Source organism: Leptolyngbya sp. FACHB-60 (assembly GCF_014695775.1).
Taxonomy (GTDB): domain Bacteria; phylum Cyanobacteriota; class Cyanobacteriia; order Phormidesmidales; family Phormidesmidaceae; genus Nodosilinea.
Genome location: NZ_JACJOX010000008.1, coordinates 76,699 through 94,048 on the forward strand (window position 1 = coordinate 76,699; position 17,350 = coordinate 94,048).

The 17,350-nt window shown below is 56.4% G+C and carries 15 protein-coding genes; 10 read left to right on the forward strand and 5 right to left on the reverse strand.

The genetic code is table 11. The features are described from left to right. The 3 genes from sufC to H6F57_RS01710 form a co-directional block, all read right to left on the reverse strand. On the reverse strand, positions 1-789 hold the full coding sequence (gene sufC / locus H6F57_RS01700; RefSeq protein ID WP_190630477.1) for a Fe-S cluster assembly ATPase SufC: 789 nt from the start codon (positions 787-789) through the stop codon (positions 1-3). Positions 790-1,032: 243 nt separating this feature from the next. Continuing rightward, positions 1,033-2,472: a Fe-S cluster assembly protein SufB gene (gene sufB, locus H6F57_RS01705; protein ID WP_190630480.1), complete on the reverse strand. Its 1,440-nt coding sequence runs from the start codon at positions 2,470-2,472 to the stop codon at positions 1,033-1,035. 65 nt (positions 2,473-2,537) lie between these two features. Then, the gene (locus H6F57_RS01710; protein ID WP_190630482.1) at positions 2,538-2,897 is read right to left on the reverse strand and encodes a ferredoxin-thioredoxin reductase catalytic domain-containing protein; all 360 of its coding nucleotides are present in this window, start codon (positions 2,895-2,897) and stop codon (positions 2,538-2,540) included. A gap of 202 nt (positions 2,898-3,099) precedes the next feature. Here H6F57_RS01710 and sufR point away from each other — a divergent pair, with 202 nt between their 5' ends. The 4 genes from sufR (at position 3,100) to H6F57_RS01730 (ending at position 7,040) form a co-directional block, all read left to right on the forward strand. Beyond that, positions 3,100-3,762, forward strand: coding sequence for an iron-sulfur cluster biosynthesis transcriptional regulator SufR (sufR, locus tag H6F57_RS01715; RefSeq protein WP_190630483.1), 663 nt, complete (start codon positions 3,100-3,102; stop codon positions 3,760-3,762). Between the two features lie 376 nt (positions 3,763-4,138). Beyond that, entirely contained in the window at positions 4,139-5,578 is a 1,440-nt protein-coding gene (locus tag H6F57_RS01720; protein ID WP_190630485.1) for a Na+/proline symporter, read from the forward strand. 269 nt (positions 5,579-5,847) lie between these two features. Beyond that, complete coding sequence (locus H6F57_RS01725) at positions 5,848-6,117, forward strand: hypothetical protein (RefSeq protein WP_190630488.1); 270 nt, start codon at positions 5,848-5,850, stop codon at positions 6,115-6,117. A 149-nt stretch (positions 6,118-6,266) separates the two neighbouring features. Then, positions 6,267-7,040, forward strand: coding sequence for a PspA/IM30 family protein (locus tag H6F57_RS01730; RefSeq protein WP_190630490.1), 774 nt, complete (start codon positions 6,267-6,269; stop codon positions 7,038-7,040). Positions 7,041-7,135: 95 nt separating this feature from the next. On the opposite strand, the gene H6F57_RS01735 is transcribed toward H6F57_RS01730, so the two are convergent. Then, on the reverse strand, positions 7,136-8,686 hold the full coding sequence (locus H6F57_RS01735; protein ID WP_190630492.1) for a GGDEF domain-containing protein: 1,551 nt from the start codon (positions 8,684-8,686) through the stop codon (positions 7,136-7,138). 246 nt (positions 8,687-8,932) lie between these two features. On the opposite strand from H6F57_RS01735, the gene H6F57_RS01740 reads away from it, so the two are divergent. Both H6F57_RS01740 and H6F57_RS01745 read left to right on the forward strand, forming a co-directional pair. Continuing rightward, the gene (locus H6F57_RS01740; protein WP_190630494.1) at positions 8,933-10,120 is read left to right on the forward strand and encodes an LL-diaminopimelate aminotransferase; all 1,188 of its coding nucleotides are present in this window, start codon (positions 8,933-8,935) and stop codon (positions 10,118-10,120) included. 260 nt (positions 10,121-10,380) lie between these two features. Next, entirely contained in the window at positions 10,381-10,791 is a 411-nt protein-coding gene (locus H6F57_RS01745; protein WP_190630496.1) for a response regulator, read from the forward strand. 122 nt (positions 10,792-10,913) lie between these two features. Here the strand turns inward: H6F57_RS01745 and H6F57_RS01750 are convergent, their stop codons facing one another. Next, positions 10,914-11,114 (reverse strand): hypothetical protein, encoded by a 201-nt coding sequence (locus H6F57_RS01750; protein ID WP_190630498.1) that lies wholly within the window; start codon positions 11,112-11,114, stop codon positions 10,914-10,916. 311 nt (positions 11,115-11,425) lie between these two features. Between H6F57_RS01750 and uvrC the strand changes: the two genes are divergently transcribed. From uvrC to H6F57_RS01770, 4 genes are all read left to right on the forward strand, one after another. Beyond that, positions 11,426-13,324 (forward strand): excinuclease ABC subunit UvrC, encoded by a 1,899-nt coding sequence (gene uvrC, locus H6F57_RS01755; RefSeq protein WP_190630499.1) that lies wholly within the window; start codon positions 11,426-11,428, stop codon positions 13,322-13,324. Between the two features lie 397 nt (positions 13,325-13,721). After that, positions 13,722-14,201, forward strand: coding sequence for an ABA4-like family protein (locus H6F57_RS01760; protein WP_190630503.1), 480 nt, complete (start codon positions 13,722-13,724; stop codon positions 14,199-14,201). A gap of 117 nt (positions 14,202-14,318) precedes the next feature. Continuing rightward, entirely contained in the window at positions 14,319-15,986 is a 1,668-nt protein-coding gene (locus H6F57_RS01765) for an ABC transporter substrate-binding protein (RefSeq protein WP_190630504.1), read from the forward strand. A 124-nt stretch (positions 15,987-16,110) separates the two neighbouring features. Beyond that, complete coding sequence (locus H6F57_RS01770) at positions 16,111-17,139, forward strand: ABC transporter permease (RefSeq protein WP_190630506.1); 1,029 nt, start codon at positions 16,111-16,113, stop codon at positions 17,137-17,139. Positions 17,140-17,350 lie beyond the last annotated feature (211 nt).

Below are 17,350 nucleotides of genomic sequence, written 5' to 3' on the forward strand. Positions count from 1 at the left end.
TTACGCCGTCATCCCCGTGCGAAATTCCTCCAGCACCCATTCGTAGCCGCGCGACTCTAGCTGCTTAGCCAGGTCTTTGCCACCCGTGGTGATAATGCGGCCATCGGCCATCACATGCACAAAATCAGGCACGATGTAGTCGAGCAGCCGCTGGTAGTGAGTAATCAGCACCACGGCGTTGTCGGCGTTGGCCAGCTGGTTTACCCCACCTGCCACGGTTTTGAGTGCGTCAATATCGAGCCCCGAATCGGTTTCGTCCAGAATAGATAGGGCCGGTTCTAGCAGCGCCATTTGCAGAATTTCGTTGCGCTTTTTCTCGCCGCCCGAGAAGCCTTCGTTGACGCTGCGATCGAGAAACGACACATCCATCTTCACCAAGTCCAGCTTCTCTTCGATCAGGTCATCGAAGTCAAACACGTCAATTTCTTCTTCGCCCCGAGCTTTGCGGTGGGCGTTAAAGGCCACCCGCAAAAAATCACGGTTACTCACCCCAGGAATTTCGAGCGGGTACTGAAAGGCAAGGAAGATGCCGGTGGTGGCGCGATCGTGGGGATCTAGCTCAAGAACGTCCTGTCCTTTAAAGTGGATTTCTCCAGCGGTAACCTCATAGTCGGGATGGCCCGCCAGCACCTTAGAGAACGTGCTCTTACCCGAGCCGTTGAGACCCATGATGGCGTGAATTTCACCGGCCCGCACCTCTAGGTTGAGGCCTTTGAGAATTTCGGTGTCATCTACAGTGGCGCGGAGGTCGCGCACCGAGAGAATGATTTCGCTGTTGTCGTTAATCATGGTTCCTTTCCCGTAGGGTGGGTACCGCCCACCATGCTCCTGCACGTTGAAATTTTAGATTTTCGTCTTCGTGGGGTAGGCAATACCCACCATCCACTGTCGACTTTAGAGATTCTCTGTTGGTGAATTTCCCACTTTTGGAGAGTCTCAAGTGGTGGGCGGTGCCCACCCTACTGGGAACTCTGGCTCCCCTCTCCCACGAGGAAAGGGGTTGGGGGTGAGGGAGGCAACCCATCCACTCATCTATCCCACCGAGTTCTCTAGCTTCAGCGCCAGCAGCTTGTCCGCCTCGGCGGCGAACTCCATGGGCAGCTTGTTAAACACATCACGGCAAAAGCCGCTGATGATCATCGACACCGCATCTTCCGGCGAAATGCCCCGCTGGGCAAAGTAGAAGAGCTGGTCTTCCCCAATCTTGGAGGTCGAGGCTTCGTGCTCAACCTGGGCAGTGCTGTTCTGCACCTGAATATAGGGAAATGTATTGGCGCTGGAAGTATCGCCGATCAGCATCGAGTCGCACTGAGAGTAGTTGCGCGCCCCAGTGGCCTTTGGCCCAATTTTCACCAGGCCTCGATAGCTGTTCTTTGAGTTCGCCGCCGAAATGCCCTTGGAGATAATGGTGCTGCGGGTATTTTTGCCCACATGCACCATTTTGGTACCGGTGTCGGCCTGCTGCATGTTGTTGGTCAGCGCCACCGAGTAGAACTCACCCACGGAGTTGTCGCCCACGAGCACGCAACTGGGGTACTTCCAGGTGATGGCCGAGCCGGTTTCAACCTGGGTCCAAGAGATCTTAGAGTTTTTCCCGGCGCAGAGGCCGCGCTTGGTGACGAAGTTGTAAATGCCGCCCTTGCCGTTTTCGTCGCCCGCATACCAGTTCTGCACGGTGGAGTAGTTGATGCTGGCATTATCCATGGCCACTAGTTCGACGATCGCAGCGTGGAGCTGGTTGCTGTCATACATGGGGGCGGTGCAGCCCTCCAGGTAGGTCACCGAGCTACCCGCTTCGGCCACAATCAGGGTTCGCTCAAACTGGCCCGAGTCGCCGTTGTTGATGCGGAAGTAAGTCGACAAATCCATCGGACACTGGGTGTCTTTAGGAATGTAGACAAAGGAGCCGTCGCTAAACACCGCCGAGTTTAACGCCGCAAAGTAGTTGTCGCCAACGGGAATGACGGTGCCCAGATACTTCTCCACTAGGTCGGCGTGCTCTTGCAGCGCCTCGGAGATCGAGCAGAAGATGACGCCCGACTCTGCCAGCTTTTCTTTGAAGGTGGTGGCCACCGACACACTGTCAAAAATGGCATCGACTGCCACGTTAGCCAGGCGTTTTTGCTCCGACAGAGGAATGCCCAGCTTCTCGAAGGTGTCGAGTAGGGTGGGGTCTACTTCGTCCAGACTGCCGAGCTTTTTGGGCTGAGTCTTAGGGGCCGAGTAGTAGACGATGTTTTGGTAGTCGATGGGCGGATACTTAACATTGGGCCAGGCAGGCTCTTTCATCGTCAGCCACTTGCGGTAGGCCTTCAGCCGAAACTCCAGCATGAAGGCTGGCTCGTTCTTTTTGGCTGAGATCATGCGCACCACGTCTTCGCTGAGGCCGCGAGGAATGGCGTCGGACTCAATGTCGGTGGTGAAGCCGTACTTATAGGGCTGGCTAACAAGGGTTTGAACGGAAGCACTCATGACGCGACTCTTTGAACGGGCTGCACAATCGGAGTAGACAGAAATTTGGCGGAACGGGCGATCGCCTAGAACTTATTGGTTTCGGTGCGGATGGTTTCGAAGGTGATGTCTTGCTGCTCGCCCGCGAAGGGGTTGTCGGGGGTGAGAAAGAGCATGCAGTGGCACTCTTTGCGTTCCTGCATAGGGATGCAGGGACAATTCCAGTAGATGGCTTTAACCTCAGCCCCTTTATCTTCGTAGTGGCGACAGGGACACAGGGGTGCGCCGAGGTCATCCTTGTGTTTGGCTAGACCTTCGAGCACCACCGCCGTTACACCAGCGTCGGAGCAGAAGTAGGTGCCAGTGCGCTTGGCGTAGCTCTGGGCAAAGTTGCGCATGAGCTCTAGATTCTTATCGGTGGCTTGGTTGGGGTTAGGGTCAGTCATTGCAGGATTGGTACGCTACACAGCCCAATAATTTTATACAATTAAAGCAACTTTTAAGTTGTCTAACTAAATCTTAGACTAGTTTAACAACATAAAGGTTGTCAAAGTAGATTATCGTCCGATGGACTGGGATAGCCCTGGTCTGAGTAGGTATAGTCTGCTGTGGCTATGTCCTCTATAAGTCTTACTGTGGGCCAACGCCATGACCTCTGTGCAGCAACCCTCTACCTCTACAAAAGACGATATTTTGATGTACCTGCTCAGGCAGGGCGAAGCGACAGCTCATGATTTGGCAGAGCACTTTGAGGTGAGTGCCCAGGCTATTCGTCGCCACCTAAAAGACTTAGAAGCAGAAGCACTGATTGAGCATCGAGCGGTGCAGGAGGGCATGGGGCGACCCAACCACCTGTATCAGATCAGCGCTAAGGGGCGCGATCGCTACCCCGCTAAGTACGATGAGTTTGCGATTTCTCTGCTTGATACCCTGTCCGCCACCATGGGCCAAGAGCAGGTGGGCACCATGCTGCGTAAACAGTGGGAGCGCAAGGCGCTGGAGTATCGCGATCGCATCGGCACTGGCAGCTTAGGCGAACGGGTGGCTCGGCTGGTGCAGATTCGCCAGGCCGAGGGTTATATGTCTGAGTGGCACGAGGTTAGCGACGGCGATGTGCGCCAGACCGGCCCTGGCTACATCATCACCGAATATAACTGTGCTATTTCCCACATTGCGGAGTCGTTCCCCAGCGTTTGCGGCCACGAGCTAGAGATGTTTCAGGTGGCGTTAACCGACTGCACAGTGCAGCGCACCCATTGGCTGGTGAAGGGTGAGCATCGCTGCGGCTACCTGGTGCAGGGGCGCGACTAGAAGACACGACCAGGAAATAGGAGATGGCGTCGTCCCAGCTTGAGGGCGGAGCTTTGCTTCCCATAGCTGTAATCTTTTACTCTCAGCAAAAATTCAGTCAGCCCTGATAGGGTAGCGCTCAACCAATTCTTAGCAGCGATCGCGGCAGTGTCACGGCCTCAAGCATTGCAGGCGGCTTTGCTGACCGGGGGGTGGACGACCTGTGCCGAGTGAACGGGTGGTCAGATCGTGCTTGCCTGTGACGCTAACCCGATAATTTCATCCTCAGCCTGGGGCCGTTCGTAATCTAGGACAGAGTTCTAGACGACTTAGACGTTGCCGCCTAGAGTTTTGATTAGCCCAATTCTCATGTCACGCTATTTTAGGGACGCTACCTATGGTTGAAAACACCCTCACCTGGGCTCTACTCGCCGGATACTGCGGATTTTTGCTCTATCTGGTGCGCCAGACTACCCCCGATCGGGTGAGCCCGCCGGAGTTTTTTGAGGGCCAATCGAGCACCGGGCAGGCTCCGGGAATGTGGCTGCTGGTGGCCAGCGCCGCCATCTCCTGGATTTTTGCCAAATCGATCGACAACGCGGCCAGCCTGGGCCAGTCTTTTGGGGTGCTGGGCGGCATTGGCTACTCTATCTATTACTTAAGCTTTGTGACGGCGGCGATCGCCCTCTATTTTCTCCGCACCCGGGGTGGCTATCGCTCGATTCCAGAGTTTTTGGTTAGCAAGTACGGCAAGGTCTGTTCGCGGCTGTTTTTGCTGGCGATCGCCATTCGCCTGCTCAACGAGGTGTGGTCAAATACCAAGGTCTTCTCGCTATATTTTGGCCCCGAGGGCAGCGCTGGATATTGGCTAGCGGCGGCTGTCGTCACCCTGTTTACCGTTTACTACACCCTACTGGGAGGCCTGCGCAGCAGCCTGCTCACCGATGGCGCGCAGATGGTCTTGGCCGCCGTGCTGCTAGTGGTGATTTTGGCCACTATTGGCCCTGGCTTAGCCCGTGAAGGTCTACCCGTGGTGGATGCCGACACCCGCAGTGCTGCCCTCACCTTCTGCGGTCTAGCCTTTGTACAAATTTTTAGCTACCCCTTCCACGACCCGGTGATGACCGATCGCGCGTTTATCACCGGTCCCCGCACCATGTTTAAAGCCTTTATCTGGGCGGGCATCGTCAGCGGCGGCTTTATCGTTTTGTTTAGCAGTGTGGGGCTATACGCGCGCGCCGTAGGAGCTGAGGGGTCGCCAAGCCTAACGGTGCCAGCACTGTTTGGTCTGCCCATGCTGCTGGTGTTTAACGCCATTATGCTCACCAGCGCTGGGTCTACCCTCGACTCGACCTTTTCGAGTGTGGCTAAGGTCGGGGCGCGCGACTGGTTTCACCGCAAGGGTGCCCCCACCGAAGGCCAGGCCCGCATTGGCCGCTGGTGGATTGTTGCGATCGCCCTGCTGGGCAACGTGCCTCTGCTGAGTATTTACATGGGCGATCGCATTGGCCCGGCGATCATTTTGGCCACCACCATCAGCGGCACCATGGTCATGGGGTTGGCCCCCATCTTTCTGCTGGCCTTTTTGCCCAGAGCCGGTGCCTTAAGCTTCCACCTTGCTTTCTGGCCAGGGATGATCTTTGGTGTGCTACGGGTAACCGAAAACGTCATCGGTGCCCCCATCTTTCCAGCCTGGGTGAGCCTGGGCAGCGGCAAGTACGCCGTCGATCTGGGGATCAATATTTACGGCCTGCTGCTCTGTACAGCGGGCTATCTACTGGGGGCCTGGCTCGGCAGTTCGAGCCCTAAAGCATCCAAAGTTCTGCCTGAGACGTAGATCTAAAGCAACCCTCTCCAAATAAAGGCGGCTTCCAGGGATACCCCAGAAGCCGCTTTTCTCTTTTTTCTAAAGCTTTTGCTAACCTCAATTGAGTCTGACAGTATGGATATATAGCGACCACCGCACTTAGGATCAGAGCCCTTACCCCTCAGCAAAAACCGAGGCGGCGCCATGGCTACAGCCATCGCAACCCAGGGTGATCCAGGCTGTCCTAACCGATCCGGCGATCGCTATCGTTGTCCTTTGACGTTTCCCCGCCTTGAACCATGCTTGACCAATCGCTCCAATTTCTCACCCCAGAAGAATCGGCGGAAGTTGATAAAGCACTGCTGTCGTCCCCCGAGAAATTTTTGGCCCGGCTCACTATCTCCACCAGCAAGCTGCTGCGAGTCATTGCCGCCGATACCAATACCCCGATCGAAGCCCTAACCGCCGTGCAGATTGTCCAGTGGTTTGAAAAAGACGCCAAACTCAAGCGCGAGCAAGGGGTGAATGCGTCTGTGTTGAAGTGGGATGCGGAGAATTTGGAAGGATAAGGGTTTAGGGTTCAAGGTTTAGGGTTCAAGGATGGCCCTAGACCCTAAACCTTAAACCTCGATCCCCCACCTTGAACCCGATCCTCCCTCACTTTCTGTAAACTAAGTAGAGACCATCGCAACACCATAGATTAAGGAAGCAGCACGTCATGGGGTTATTTGATCGCGTTAGCCGAGTGGTTCGCTCTAACCTGAATGCGGCGGTGAGTTCGGCGGAGAATCCAGAGAAGATTCTGGAACAGGCCATCATTGACATGCAGGAAGACTTGGTGCAGATGCGCCAGGCGGTAGCGGGGGCGATCGCCAGCCAGAAGCGAGTGCAGCAGCAGTACGAAAAGGCTAGCAGCGAGGCCAACACCTGGCAGCAGCGGGCTCAGCTCGCCCTACAAAAAGGCGATGACGAACTGGCCAAACAGGCGCTGCTGCGCAAGAAAACCCAGGCTGAAACCGCCGTTGCCCTCAAGACTCAGCTGGATGGCCAAAGCGCCACCGTTGATCAGCTCAAGCGCAACCTGATTGGCCTAGAGAGCAAGCTATCTGAGGCCAAGACCAAAAAAGACATGCTCAAGGCTCGGGCCAGTGCCGCCAAGGCCAACGAGCAGCTGCAAAACACTACCAGCAGCCTCAACACCGGCAGTGCCATGGCGGCCTTTGAACGCATGGAAGAAAAGGTGCTGCAAATGGAGGCTAAATCCCAGGCGGCGGTGGAGCTAGCCGGAGCCGACCTGGAGAGTCAGTTTGCGTCCCTCGAAGCTGGTGGCGATGTAGATGATGAACTGGCGGCGATGAAGGCTCAGCTATCGGGGGGCACGGTCGACCAGGCGCAGCTGCCCGCCGCTGGGACAGCCATCCCCGCTACCGAGTCGACCGAGGTGGATGCCGAGCTAGAGCAACTGCGATCGCAGATTGACAAGCTTGATTAGACCTTTAGACGGGTACAAGGTTTAGGGTCACAGGCAGCCCCTTGAATCCTAAACCTTGCACCTGCTAATCTCCAATGTCACCCAGGGCCAAGGGTTTAAGAGCACTCAGCACTAGAGAGCATGTGGTCAACGCTGATGGCGCGATCGCGCCCGTGGTTTTTGGCCCAGTACAGCGCCTTATCAGCTAGGGGCACCAGGGTGTATGGGGTTTCGCTGTGGTCGGGAAAGCTGGCCACGCCTAAAGAGATCGTGATTGGTGGCAGCGTCTGACCGTTGAATGAATTGGTAACGTACTTCACGGCTCGACGGATTTTTTCAGCTCGCTTTAGCGCGACTTCAGGGGTGGTATCGAGTAGCACCATGCAAAATTCTTCACCGCCGTAGCGACAGACAATGTCCTGAGCGCGCACGTGGCCCCGCAGCAGCATGCCGATATTCTTGAGCACGGCATCGCCCGCCGGGTGTCCGTAAGTATCGTTGATAGATTTGAAATGGTCGATGTCGATCAGAATAATACTGATATTTTGCTGTTTGCTGGCTTGACACAGGCTGTTGAGCACGGCCTCGGCATGGCGGCGGTTGAGCAACCCCGTCAACGGATCTTTTAGGGCCTGGTCTTGCAGATCTTCGAGCAGCAGCAGCCGCTGCATCACAAACAAAATTTGCTCCGACAGCTTTTTCAGCAGCGCCGTCTGCACCGAAGTAAAAGGGTTTGCCTCGGTTTGCACCAGCTGCACAATACAAGTGGTGTCATTGATCAAGCCGAGCACAATGCACTTAGTCATCTGCTGAGGGCAATGGGTTACCTGGCACTGTTTGCACTCTTGGCCAATGCTAGACGGCGGGTCCAAAAGCTGCCCTTGAGAATAGCAACACTGCTGCTCTACCACAGCTAGGGGTTTAGCATCGCCCCACTCAGTGAGTACTGTAAAACTGTCAGGGGGGGTCGAAAACAGCACCAGCCGCCCCGACTGATGCGGGAAAAAATAGGGTAAAAAGGTGCCTAACAGCTGGCCTAACTGTTTGTAAGACAGGCACGACTGGAGCTGAGCCACCAGATCGGCCAAGCGGGGATGGCCGTGCTGAACGCGATCGTAGACAGCGCCACCGGGGTTGAGCGCCACCACCCGCGACAAAAAATCGACGCCGTCGGGGGGCGCACTCGTGGCCAGTTGGGGCGTCACCTTAGGCAGCGCCACTGGGATAGAGGGTTGGGCTAAAGTCAGGCACAAAAGCAGCTGCTGGGTGAGGTACTGGAGGGTTTTGACCTGTACCTCGCTCAGCCGGTCTACAGCCAACCCAGGCACATAAATCGTAAAGTGATACCGATAGTCAGCGCTGTGCAGACGGCCCACCAGCACCGGTACTGGGCTGACCTCAGGGTGTAGGCCCGATTGGCTATGGGTGCTGAGGGAAAGTTGATCGCATTCTAGGCATGTTGCCTCCATCGGCTGGCTCGACAGCACCTCCCGCAGAGTGACAGCAGGCATTTGGCCGTAGTTCATCACCCCGCCATGGCGCCAGTCGTCGCCTACCTGAACCGTTAGCGCTAGCTGAGGGGCAGACAAGGTCAATGAGGCGAGCCGCAAGAAGTTGCACAGGGCTGGGTAAGCATCTCCTAACGACGTGGGTTGAACTTGGTGCATGTAGAGAAACCACCAGGATAAAAGAGCATTAAAGCTGTAGAGGGCCCGATCGCTGATGACTGTATTATGCCGATGGTTATCAGTCGCTGACCTCAGCGTAAGGGGAGGTAACACGTGACTGAGGCTGATTCAGTCATCCCTAGAGACCGGGGCAAAACAAAGGTTTTATAATGAGTGTTCCCTGATCAACTAGCTCCGATCAACTCTGTTTCACGAGCGGCAAACTGACCTAACTTTCCCAGCACCATGCAAATTGCCCAACGGATGAGGCCTCTACAGGCCAACGTGTTTGCCGATATGGATCGGGCTAAGGCAGCGGCCCGCGCGACGGGCCAATCGATTGTTGATCTGTCGTTGGGGTCGTCAGATTTGCCGACATCGCCCCATGTGCTAGAGGCGATCGCCGCTGCCCTGAATGATCCCAGCACTCACGGCTACTGCCTGTTTTCAGGTACCCAAGCGTTTCGTGAAGCCGCCGCGCGCTGGTATACCGATAAGTTTGATGTAGCCGTCGATCCTGAAACCGAGGTGCTGCTGCTGATTGGCTCCCAGGAGGGCACGGCCCACCTCCCCCTAGCGGTACTTAACCCCGGCGACTTTGCCCTGCTGATGGACCCCGGCTACCCCTCCCACGCCGGGGGGGTGTACCTGGCCAACGGGCAGATTTATCCTATGCCCCTGCACGCTGAGGATGGGTTCTTACCCCGCTTTGCCGACATTCCGCTGGCGGTGCTGGAGCAGTCGCGGCTGATGGTGCTGAGCTATCCCCACAACCCCACCACCGCCACGGCTTCGCTGGAATTTTGGCAAGAGGCCGTGGCCTTTTGCCAGCAGCACAACCTGGTGCTGGCTCACGACTTTCCCTACGTTGACCTGACCTTTACGGGAAAGCCAGCGGTATCGGCCCTCCAGGCCGACCCCGACAAGACCTGTACCATCGAATTCTTTACCATGTCGAAGTCTTACAATATGGGGGGCTTTCGGGTGGGGTATGCGATCGGCAACGCAGCGATCATTACCGCTCTGCGCCAGATCAAGGCCAACGTAGATTTCAATCAGTATCTCGGCATTCAGCGGGGGGCGATCGCCGCCCTCACTGGCCCCCGAGACACCGTGCACAACATGGTCGCCACCTTTCGTCAGCGGCGCGACACGGCGGTAGCCGCCTTAAACCGCATCGGCTGGGCAGTGCCTAAACCTGAGGCCACCATGTATCTCTGGGCCAAGCTGCCCGCCCCCTGGGGTGAGCGCTCTAAGGAGTTTTGCTTGCGCCTGGTCGAGCAGACCGGGGTGGCCCTGGCCCCCGGCGTGGGCTTTGGCAAGGCGGGCGAGGGCTATGTACGCATTGCCCTAGTGCATCCGCCAGATGTGCTAGAAGCGGCGATCGCCCGCATTGCTGAGTTCTTGCCCGATAGCGCTACCAACGTTCCTTAGGACAAGAGAATGGGCCGCAATTGGTGCTTAATGCCAAAGTAGTGCTGTAAATAAATCCGTAGAAGTCGTTACAGCAATCAAAGCCGCAATAAAGCACCGATTAAGATTGTAGTAATCCAGATAAGGATTGCATTAAGTTGCCCAGCTTTGACCTCATGCTGGGCTACGCCATTAATTAGTATCCAGGGTGCAACGCATTGGGTAATCAGAACGACTCGCGGTTCTGGTGGTGCCAGTTCTCAGAGTAGGATCTAAGGGTAATGGTGACATCTCCATCCAGCACTGCTGATGGTCAGCTTCGCATCGTTGTGGTAGAAGACGACAGGGGCAACCGTTTATTTTTTGCCGATTACCTTACCTACTCTGGGTTTAGCGTGCTGGCGCTGCCCCATGGGCTAGACCTACAACAGCATCTAAAAGAGTTTCAGCCCCATCTGCTACTGCTCGATCTGGGGCTGCCCGAAATTGATGGCTATACCCTGCTCCAACAGCTGCGCTCGTCTGCTCTATGGCAACATTTGCCCGTCATCGTTGTGTCGGGCTATGCCTTTGCCGAAGACCAGCAGCGCGCCCTGGCATTGGGGGCACAGCAATATCTAGTTAAGCCCATTGCCCTTCAACGGCTCACCCAGGCGATTCACACTGTTCTGCGATCGCCTCAGTCAGAGTGAGCAACCGAGTTTAAGCTTAGATTTGACCTACTAGTCGAAAGGCTGGCGGGTTGAAACGGTAATTTTTCAACGTTTCGACCCGCCAACGTTTCCTTGAATTCTTGCTTAAACGCGAACCGACGCTACGACAGACTACCGCCCCCCGACCCCGACTGTTGCTCGGCCAGATAGCGCTCTACATCTCGGCTCAACAGCTGAACGGCTGCGCCAATATCCGTAATGGTGTGCTCAAGCTGGGACGAAGTCGCCATCGCCGATTGGAGCTGGTTGAGAATGTCTCTAATTTGCTCGCGATAGCGAGTTTCAAATTCTTGGGGAGTCATATGGGCAGGGTCTAGTGACAGTGACGATCAGGAACAGGATGTAATACTAACTACATCAAGGGCGAGAGGTTTCCAGAAAGAATGGCTTACAAAATCAATCTTTACAGTTCTAGCCGGGATCGAAAGCGCCTATGAAGCAGGTATATAAACAACCTGCTTAACTCTGCATAAATACTGAGGTCGGTAGCGGGCCGACCTGTCATCCAAACATATCACTCCTTTTTGTGACGGGAAACCGTTTGCCCAGGAAAATTTTGCGGCATGAAATTGCCGCTATCCTGGTTAGTACAAAGGTTTAACCCCTAGCGCCTGTGACTTCGGTTCAACCCACTACCCTAGTTAACGACCCCGAGCGCCTCGAAGCGCGGCTCAAAGAGATCCCCAGAGAGCCGGGGGTCTACTTTATGAAAGACGGCCGCGACCAGACGCTCTACATCGGCAAGTCGAAGTGTCTGCGCACGCGGGTGCGGTCATACTTTCGCGACTTTCACGGCCACATGCCGCGCATTACCGTGATGGTGATGCAAATCGTCGATATCGAATTTATCGTTACCGATACCGAGGCCGAGGCTCTGGCGCTAGAAGCCAACCTAATCAAGCAGAATCAGCCCCACTTCAACGTGCTGCTGAAGGATGACAAGAAATATCCCTACCTCTGCGTCACCTGGTCGGAAGACTACCCCCGCATTTTTATCACCCGCAAGCGGCGCAAGAGCCTGAAGGATCGCTACTACGGCCCCTACGTCGATGTGGGCCTGCTACGCAGCACTCTGCATTTGGTTAAGCGCATCTTTCCGCTACGGCAGCGGCCCCAGCCGGTGCACCGCGATCGCCCCTGCCTCAACTACGACATTGGCCGCTGCCCCGGTGTTTGCCAACAGCTCATTTCGCCGGAAGACTACCACAAGACCCTCCAGCGCGTCGTCATGGTCTTCCAAGGCCGCACTACCGAACTGGTGGATATTCTCACCGCTCAAATGGAGAAGGCGGCAGAAGACCTCAAGTTTGAGCTGGCGGCCCGACTGCGCGATCAAATTCGGGGCTTAGAGCGGCTCTGTGCCGATCAGAAGGTGGCCCTACCCGACGATACAGTGTCGAGGGATGCGATCGCCCTGGCGGCCGACGACAAACACGCCTGCGTGCAAATCTTTCAGGTGCGAGCCGGCCGTCTGGTGGGCCGCCTAGGCTTCACGGCCGATGCTGAGTCAGGCACGCCGGGCGAAATTCTCCAGCGGGTGCTGGAGGATCACTACCAAACCGTGGAAGCGGTCGAAATTCCAGCCCTGATTCTGGCTCAGCACGAGTTGCCCGAGGGCGACATGCTGACCCAATATCTCACCCAGCGGCGGGGCCGCAAAGTTTCCGTCGAGGTGCCCCAGCGCCAGACCAAAGCCGACCTGATTGAGATGGTCGAGCGCAATGCTCAGTACGAGCTAGCCCGTACCCAGGCCGCCGCCGATCGCAACATTCAGGCTTTGCAAGATCTGGCGATCGCGATCGACCTGCCCGACCTGCCCAAGCGCATCGAAGGCTACGATATCTCCCACATCCAGGGGTCCGATGCCGTCGCCTCCCAGGTGGTGTTTGTCGATGGTATGCCCGCTAAGCAGCACTACCGCCACTACAAAATCAAAAACCCCGAGGTCAAACCGGGCCACTCCGACGACTTTGCCAGCATGGCCGAAGTCATTCGCCGCCGCTTTCGCCGCTACGCCACCGACCCCACCAAGCAACGCCTGGGCAACCCCGACTGGCCCGACCTAGTGATGATTGACGGCGGCAAAGGCCAGCTCTCGGCGGTGGTAGAGGTGTTGAAAGAACTCAACCTGCTGCAAGACATCAACGTCGTTAGCCTAGCCAAAAAGCGCGAAGAAATCTTCCTGCCCGGCGAATCCATTCCGCTGCCCACCGAAGCCGAGCAGCCCGGCGTGCAGCTGTTGCGCCGCCTGCGTGACGAGGCCCACCGCTTTGCCATTAGCTTTCACAGGAAAAAGAGGACAGATCGAATGCGGCGATCGCGCCTCTCCGAAATCCCCGGTCTGGGCCAGCACCGCCAAAAAGAGCTGCTCGCTGCCTTCCGCTCCATCGACTACATTCGCGAAGCCAGCCCCCAGCAGTTGGCCACCGTCCCTGGCATTGGCCCCCAGCTGGCCCAGCAAATCTACGAGTACTTTCATCCCCAGGCTGAAGAGATTGAGGAGATGGTGTAAGGGAGTAGGTGAGGAGATGGGGAAGATGAGAGAGATGGGGAAGAGAGAAGAGTCAAGCTGAGGGCTGTAACCGCAGAGTTGAATGTTACTTGCAGACCCATTTGCAAGACAAGGGTTTAAACCGATGATCGATTCCTCCTTTCCGTTGGGACCAGGGCGGCGGTACGGCCCTGGTCGAGTGGGGTCTGGGAAGATTTCGATTGTCCCCAGCGGTCAATCTGGCTTTGTCCCGAGGTCTACGGCCCTCAGCTTGGTGGGCAGTGCCCACCCTACCGTAGCTAGGTTCCCCAGTTTTTTGGTATGGGACTTGTAGCTCGAGTAGATAGCGTATTGCTGCACCAATGCACTCTACAGGAACTGCTTACACTGAAAGACAGTTCTATACACCTCTCTTCCTATGACCGTCGATGCCAACCTGCTAGAGCTGCTATTTAGCGGTGCCAACCTTTTCGTGCTGCCCTTTTGGACCCTGATGGTGCTAGTGCCCAACACCAAACTCACCCGCACCGTCATGGGTTCCTTGCTCCCCTTTGCCGCCCTAGCCGGGTTATACCTCTTTCTCTTCATTACCAGCTTTACCAACGTCGAAGGCATCGAAGCCCTTTCTAACCCCAACCTCAGCCTGGGTGACTTAGCAGCCATCTTTGCCCAGCCCCACGTCACCGCCACCGGCTGGGTCCACTTTCTTGCCTTCGACCTATTTGTCGGCCGCTGGATCTACTGGCAAGGCCAGGAAAGCGGCGTATTCACTCGCCATTCCCTCGCCCTGTGCTTGTTCGCAGGTCCCCTAGGTCTGCTGTCACACCTGGTCACAGACGCAGTGTGGCAGCGGTTTGCAACTGGAAAAGTCAGTGAGGCCGTAGGTAGTGAGGGGTAAAGGATAAGAAGGATAACCTACCCATCCACCCCCTACCCATCCACTCCCCCACTCCCCCTAGTCCCCAAAGGGTGATACAACTATCCCAGTGTTGGCCAGTTAGTTAGATAAAACCTGATGAGTTCTTTGGTGTCGTGGATGGGTAAAGGCAAGGGAATTTGGGCACGGCAGCCTTGGCGGCGGGTGGTGCAGTTTGTAGGGCTGTTTGGGCTAGTATTTGCGATCGCCCTGGGCTGCGCCGGCAACGACCAACCCGCTGCCGATGCCCCCGCTGGCAGCGGTGATGGCCGCATTACCATTGGTACCACCCTGACCGCCCGCACCCTCGACCCAGCCGACGCCTACGAGACCTTTCCCGGCATTTTGCTCTACAACCTGGGCGATCGCCTCTACACCTACGATCCCGGCACCACCGACCTAGTACCCCAGCTGGCCACTGAGCTACCCACCGTCAGCGAAGACGGCCTCACCTACACCATTCCCCTGCGAGATGATGTCACCTTCCACGATGGCACCCCCTTCAATGCCGAGGTGATGGCCTTTTCCGTCCAGCGGTTTATGGAAAATGGCGGTCGCCCTGCCTATCTGCTGTCCGACAAAATTGCCACCGTCGAGGCTACCAGTGACTCCGAACTCACCCTTACCCTCAAAACCCCCTTTGCGGCGTTTCCAGCATTGCTGAGCTTTTCGGGCGTCACCCCGGTCTCACCTGAGAGCTACGAGATTGGCACGGGCAGCTTTAAGCCCGACAGCTTTGTGGGCACCGGCCCCTACAAGCTATCGGGCTTCACCAGCGACTCGATTAAACTCGACGTCAACCCCGACTACTGGGGCGATGCCCCAGCCAACCAGGGCATCGATATTCAAATCTTTACCAGCCCCGCCAACCTCTACAACACCTTTAGAACTGGCGGCCTTGACATTGCCTATCAAACCCTCGACCCCGAGCAGGTGGCGGCCCTAGAGCGGGAAGAAAGCTCCGGCGGTTGGCAGGTGATCGAGGCAGGCACCAATGTGATTAACTACATGGCGCTCAATCAAAAGATTGCGCCGCTAGACGATGTTAAGGTGCGTCAGGCGATCGCCGCCATGGTCGATCGCCCCCTGCTCAACGAGCGCGTCTTCCAGGGTCAGGCTGAGCCCCTCTACAGCCTGATTCCCGCCAGCTTTGACATTGCTAAACCGGTGTTTAAAGACGCCTACGGCGACGGCGACTTTGACAAAGCCAAAACTCTGCTTACCGAAGCTGGGTTCTCAGAGGCCAATCCGCTCACGCTAGAGATCTGGTATCCCTCGGCTTCTACCACCCGCAGCATTGTCGCCAACACCCTCAAAGAATCGATCGAGGCAGGCCTGCCGGGGTTGGTGACGGTAAACGTGCAAAATACTGAAGGGGCTACCCTCTGGGAAAACGTGGGCAAAGGCATTTATCCCATCATTTTGTCCAACTGGTACCCCGACTACTACGACCCCGACACCTTCATCCAACCCTTTATGAGCTGCGAAACAGGCAGCAACAATCTCTGTGAAGAGGGGCCTTCCCAGGCCAACGGCTCGTTTTACTACAGCCCCGAAGCCAATCAGCTAGTGGCTAAACAGCAGGCCGAGCAAGACCCCGCCGCCCGCCAGCAGGTGATCGCCGATCTCCAGCAGATGATGGTCGATGATGTGCCCTACGTGCCCCTGTGGCAAAACAAAGACTACGTCTTTGCCCAAGACGGCATAGAAGGTGTGGCCGTGGAGCCAACGCAGCAGTTTTTGCTGTGGAAAATTTCGAGGGGATGAGCTGGAGAAGACCGTGAGTTCTAAATTTTGAGTTTTGAGTTTTGAGTTCGGGCCTCAGCCAAAAATTTAAAACTCAAAACTAAACCCTCAAAACTTTCTCTTTCCCACTTTCCCCTACTCCCCCATGGCCTCTCGCTCTGCCGCTCTGCGCTACTACATCTTCACTCGGCTGCTGCTGGCCCCGTTGATGATTTTGACCATCACTACGGTGGTGTTTTTGCTGCTGCGGGCGACGCCGGGCGACCCAGTAGATGCGCTGTTAGGGGCGCGGGCTCCGGCGGCGGCGAAGGATGCGCTGCGGGTACAGCTTGGGCTAGATCAGCCCTTGTTCATTCAATACCTAAGCTACCTGGGGGATCTGCTGCGGCTGGATCTCGGGTCTTCTCTGGCAACCCAGGGACAGACCGTGTGGCAAATTATTCGGGCACACTTTCCCGCCACAGTCGAGTTGACGGTGTGCGGTATGATTGTCGCCACGGTGGTGGGGGTTGGCGTCGGTGCCCTGGCAGCCTCACGCCCTAACTCGCCGCTGGATGCGGGGGGACGGCTGTTTGGCATTGTTACCTACGCCATTCCCATGTACTGGTTTGGCATGATTTTGCAGCTCATTTTTGCGGTGCAGCTGCGCTGGTTCCCCATTGGTACCCGCTACCCGCTGCGGGCCACGCCTCCGACCGGGCCGACTGGACTCTACCTGCTCGATAGCCTGCTGACACTCGATTTTGGCGCATTTTTCACCACCCTGTATTACCTGGCTTTGCCCAGTCTCACCCTCGGGATTCTAATCAGTGGGGTATTTGAGCGCATGGTGCGGGTCAACCTCAAGCAGACTCTGGCAGCAGACTACGTGGAGGCGGCCAGAGCACGAGGCATTCCAGAGCGGCGCATTGTGCTGGTGCACGCGCTGAAGAATGCGATGATTCCGGTGATTACGATCTTGGGGTTGACCTTTGCCTCCATGCTGGGGGGGGCTGTGCTCACGGAGGTGACGTTTTCGTGGCCGGGGCTGGCCAACCGCCTCTATGAAGCGATCTCTCAGCGCGATTACCCGGTGGTGCAGGGGCTGATGGTGTTTTTTGCCATGATTGTGGCGGTGATCAGCATTGCGATCGATATTTTGAATGCCTATATTGACCCTCGAATTCGCTATTAAACCGGCTGGCTTCAGTTGAGTTGCCTAGATGCCTGAATGGCTGCGATCGCAACCCACCAAAAGCGTAAAACGTTAAGAACCATAAAGTGTGAGGCTCTGCCCCCGAGAAGACTAGAATGCCTCCGACTGACTTATGGCTTTCCCCAATTCTTCTAGCCAGTCGTTTAGCTGCACTACCATTCGACTTGGTCTAAACATTCAGCCAATCGGG

What these genes read in the sequence shown, in the direction of transcription:
- H6F57_RS01760 (WP_190630503.1), top strand. Translation starts at nt 13,722, where the DNA reads ATGACCGTCGATGCCAACCTGCTAGAGCTGCTATTTAGCGGTGCCAAC.
- H6F57_RS01750 (WP_190630498.1), bottom strand. Translation starts at nt 11,114, where the DNA reads ATGACTCCCCAAGAATTTGAAACTCGCTATCGCGAGCAAATTAGAGAC.
- sufR (WP_190630483.1), top strand. Translation starts at nt 3,100, where the DNA reads ATGACCTCTGTGCAGCAACCCTCTACCTCTACAAAAGACGATATTTTG.
- H6F57_RS01765 (WP_190630504.1), top strand. Translation starts at nt 14,319, where the DNA reads ATGAGTTCTTTGGTGTCGTGGATGGGTAAAGGCAAGGGAATTTGGGCA.
- H6F57_RS01735 (WP_190630492.1), bottom strand. Translation starts at nt 8,686, where the DNA reads ATGCACCAAGTTCAACCCACGTCGTTAGGAGATGCTTACCCAGCCCTG.
- H6F57_RS01720 (WP_190630485.1), top strand. Translation starts at nt 4,139, where the DNA reads ATGGTTGAAAACACCCTCACCTGGGCTCTACTCGCCGGATACTGCGGA.
- H6F57_RS01740 (WP_190630494.1), top strand. Translation starts at nt 8,933, where the DNA reads ATGCAAATTGCCCAACGGATGAGGCCTCTACAGGCCAACGTGTTTGCC.
- H6F57_RS01710 (WP_190630482.1), bottom strand. Translation starts at nt 2,897, where the DNA reads ATGACTGACCCTAACCCCAACCAAGCCACCGATAAGAATCTAGAGCTC.
- H6F57_RS01730 (WP_190630490.1), top strand. Translation starts at nt 6,267, where the DNA reads ATGGGGTTATTTGATCGCGTTAGCCGAGTGGTTCGCTCTAACCTGAAT.
- sufC (WP_190630477.1), bottom strand. Translation starts at nt 789, where the DNA reads ATGATTAACGACAACAGCGAAATCATTCTCTCGGTGCGCGACCTCCGC.
- H6F57_RS01725 (WP_190630488.1), top strand. Translation starts at nt 5,848, where the DNA reads ATGCTTGACCAATCGCTCCAATTTCTCACCCCAGAAGAATCGGCGGAA.
- H6F57_RS01770 (WP_190630506.1), top strand. Translation starts at nt 16,111, where the DNA reads ATGGCCTCTCGCTCTGCCGCTCTGCGCTACTACATCTTCACTCGGCTG.
- H6F57_RS01745 (WP_190630496.1), top strand. Translation starts at nt 10,381, where the DNA reads ATGGTGACATCTCCATCCAGCACTGCTGATGGTCAGCTTCGCATCGTT.
- sufB (WP_190630480.1), bottom strand. Translation starts at nt 2,472, where the DNA reads ATGAGTGCTTCCGTTCAAACCCTTGTTAGCCAGCCCTATAAGTACGGC.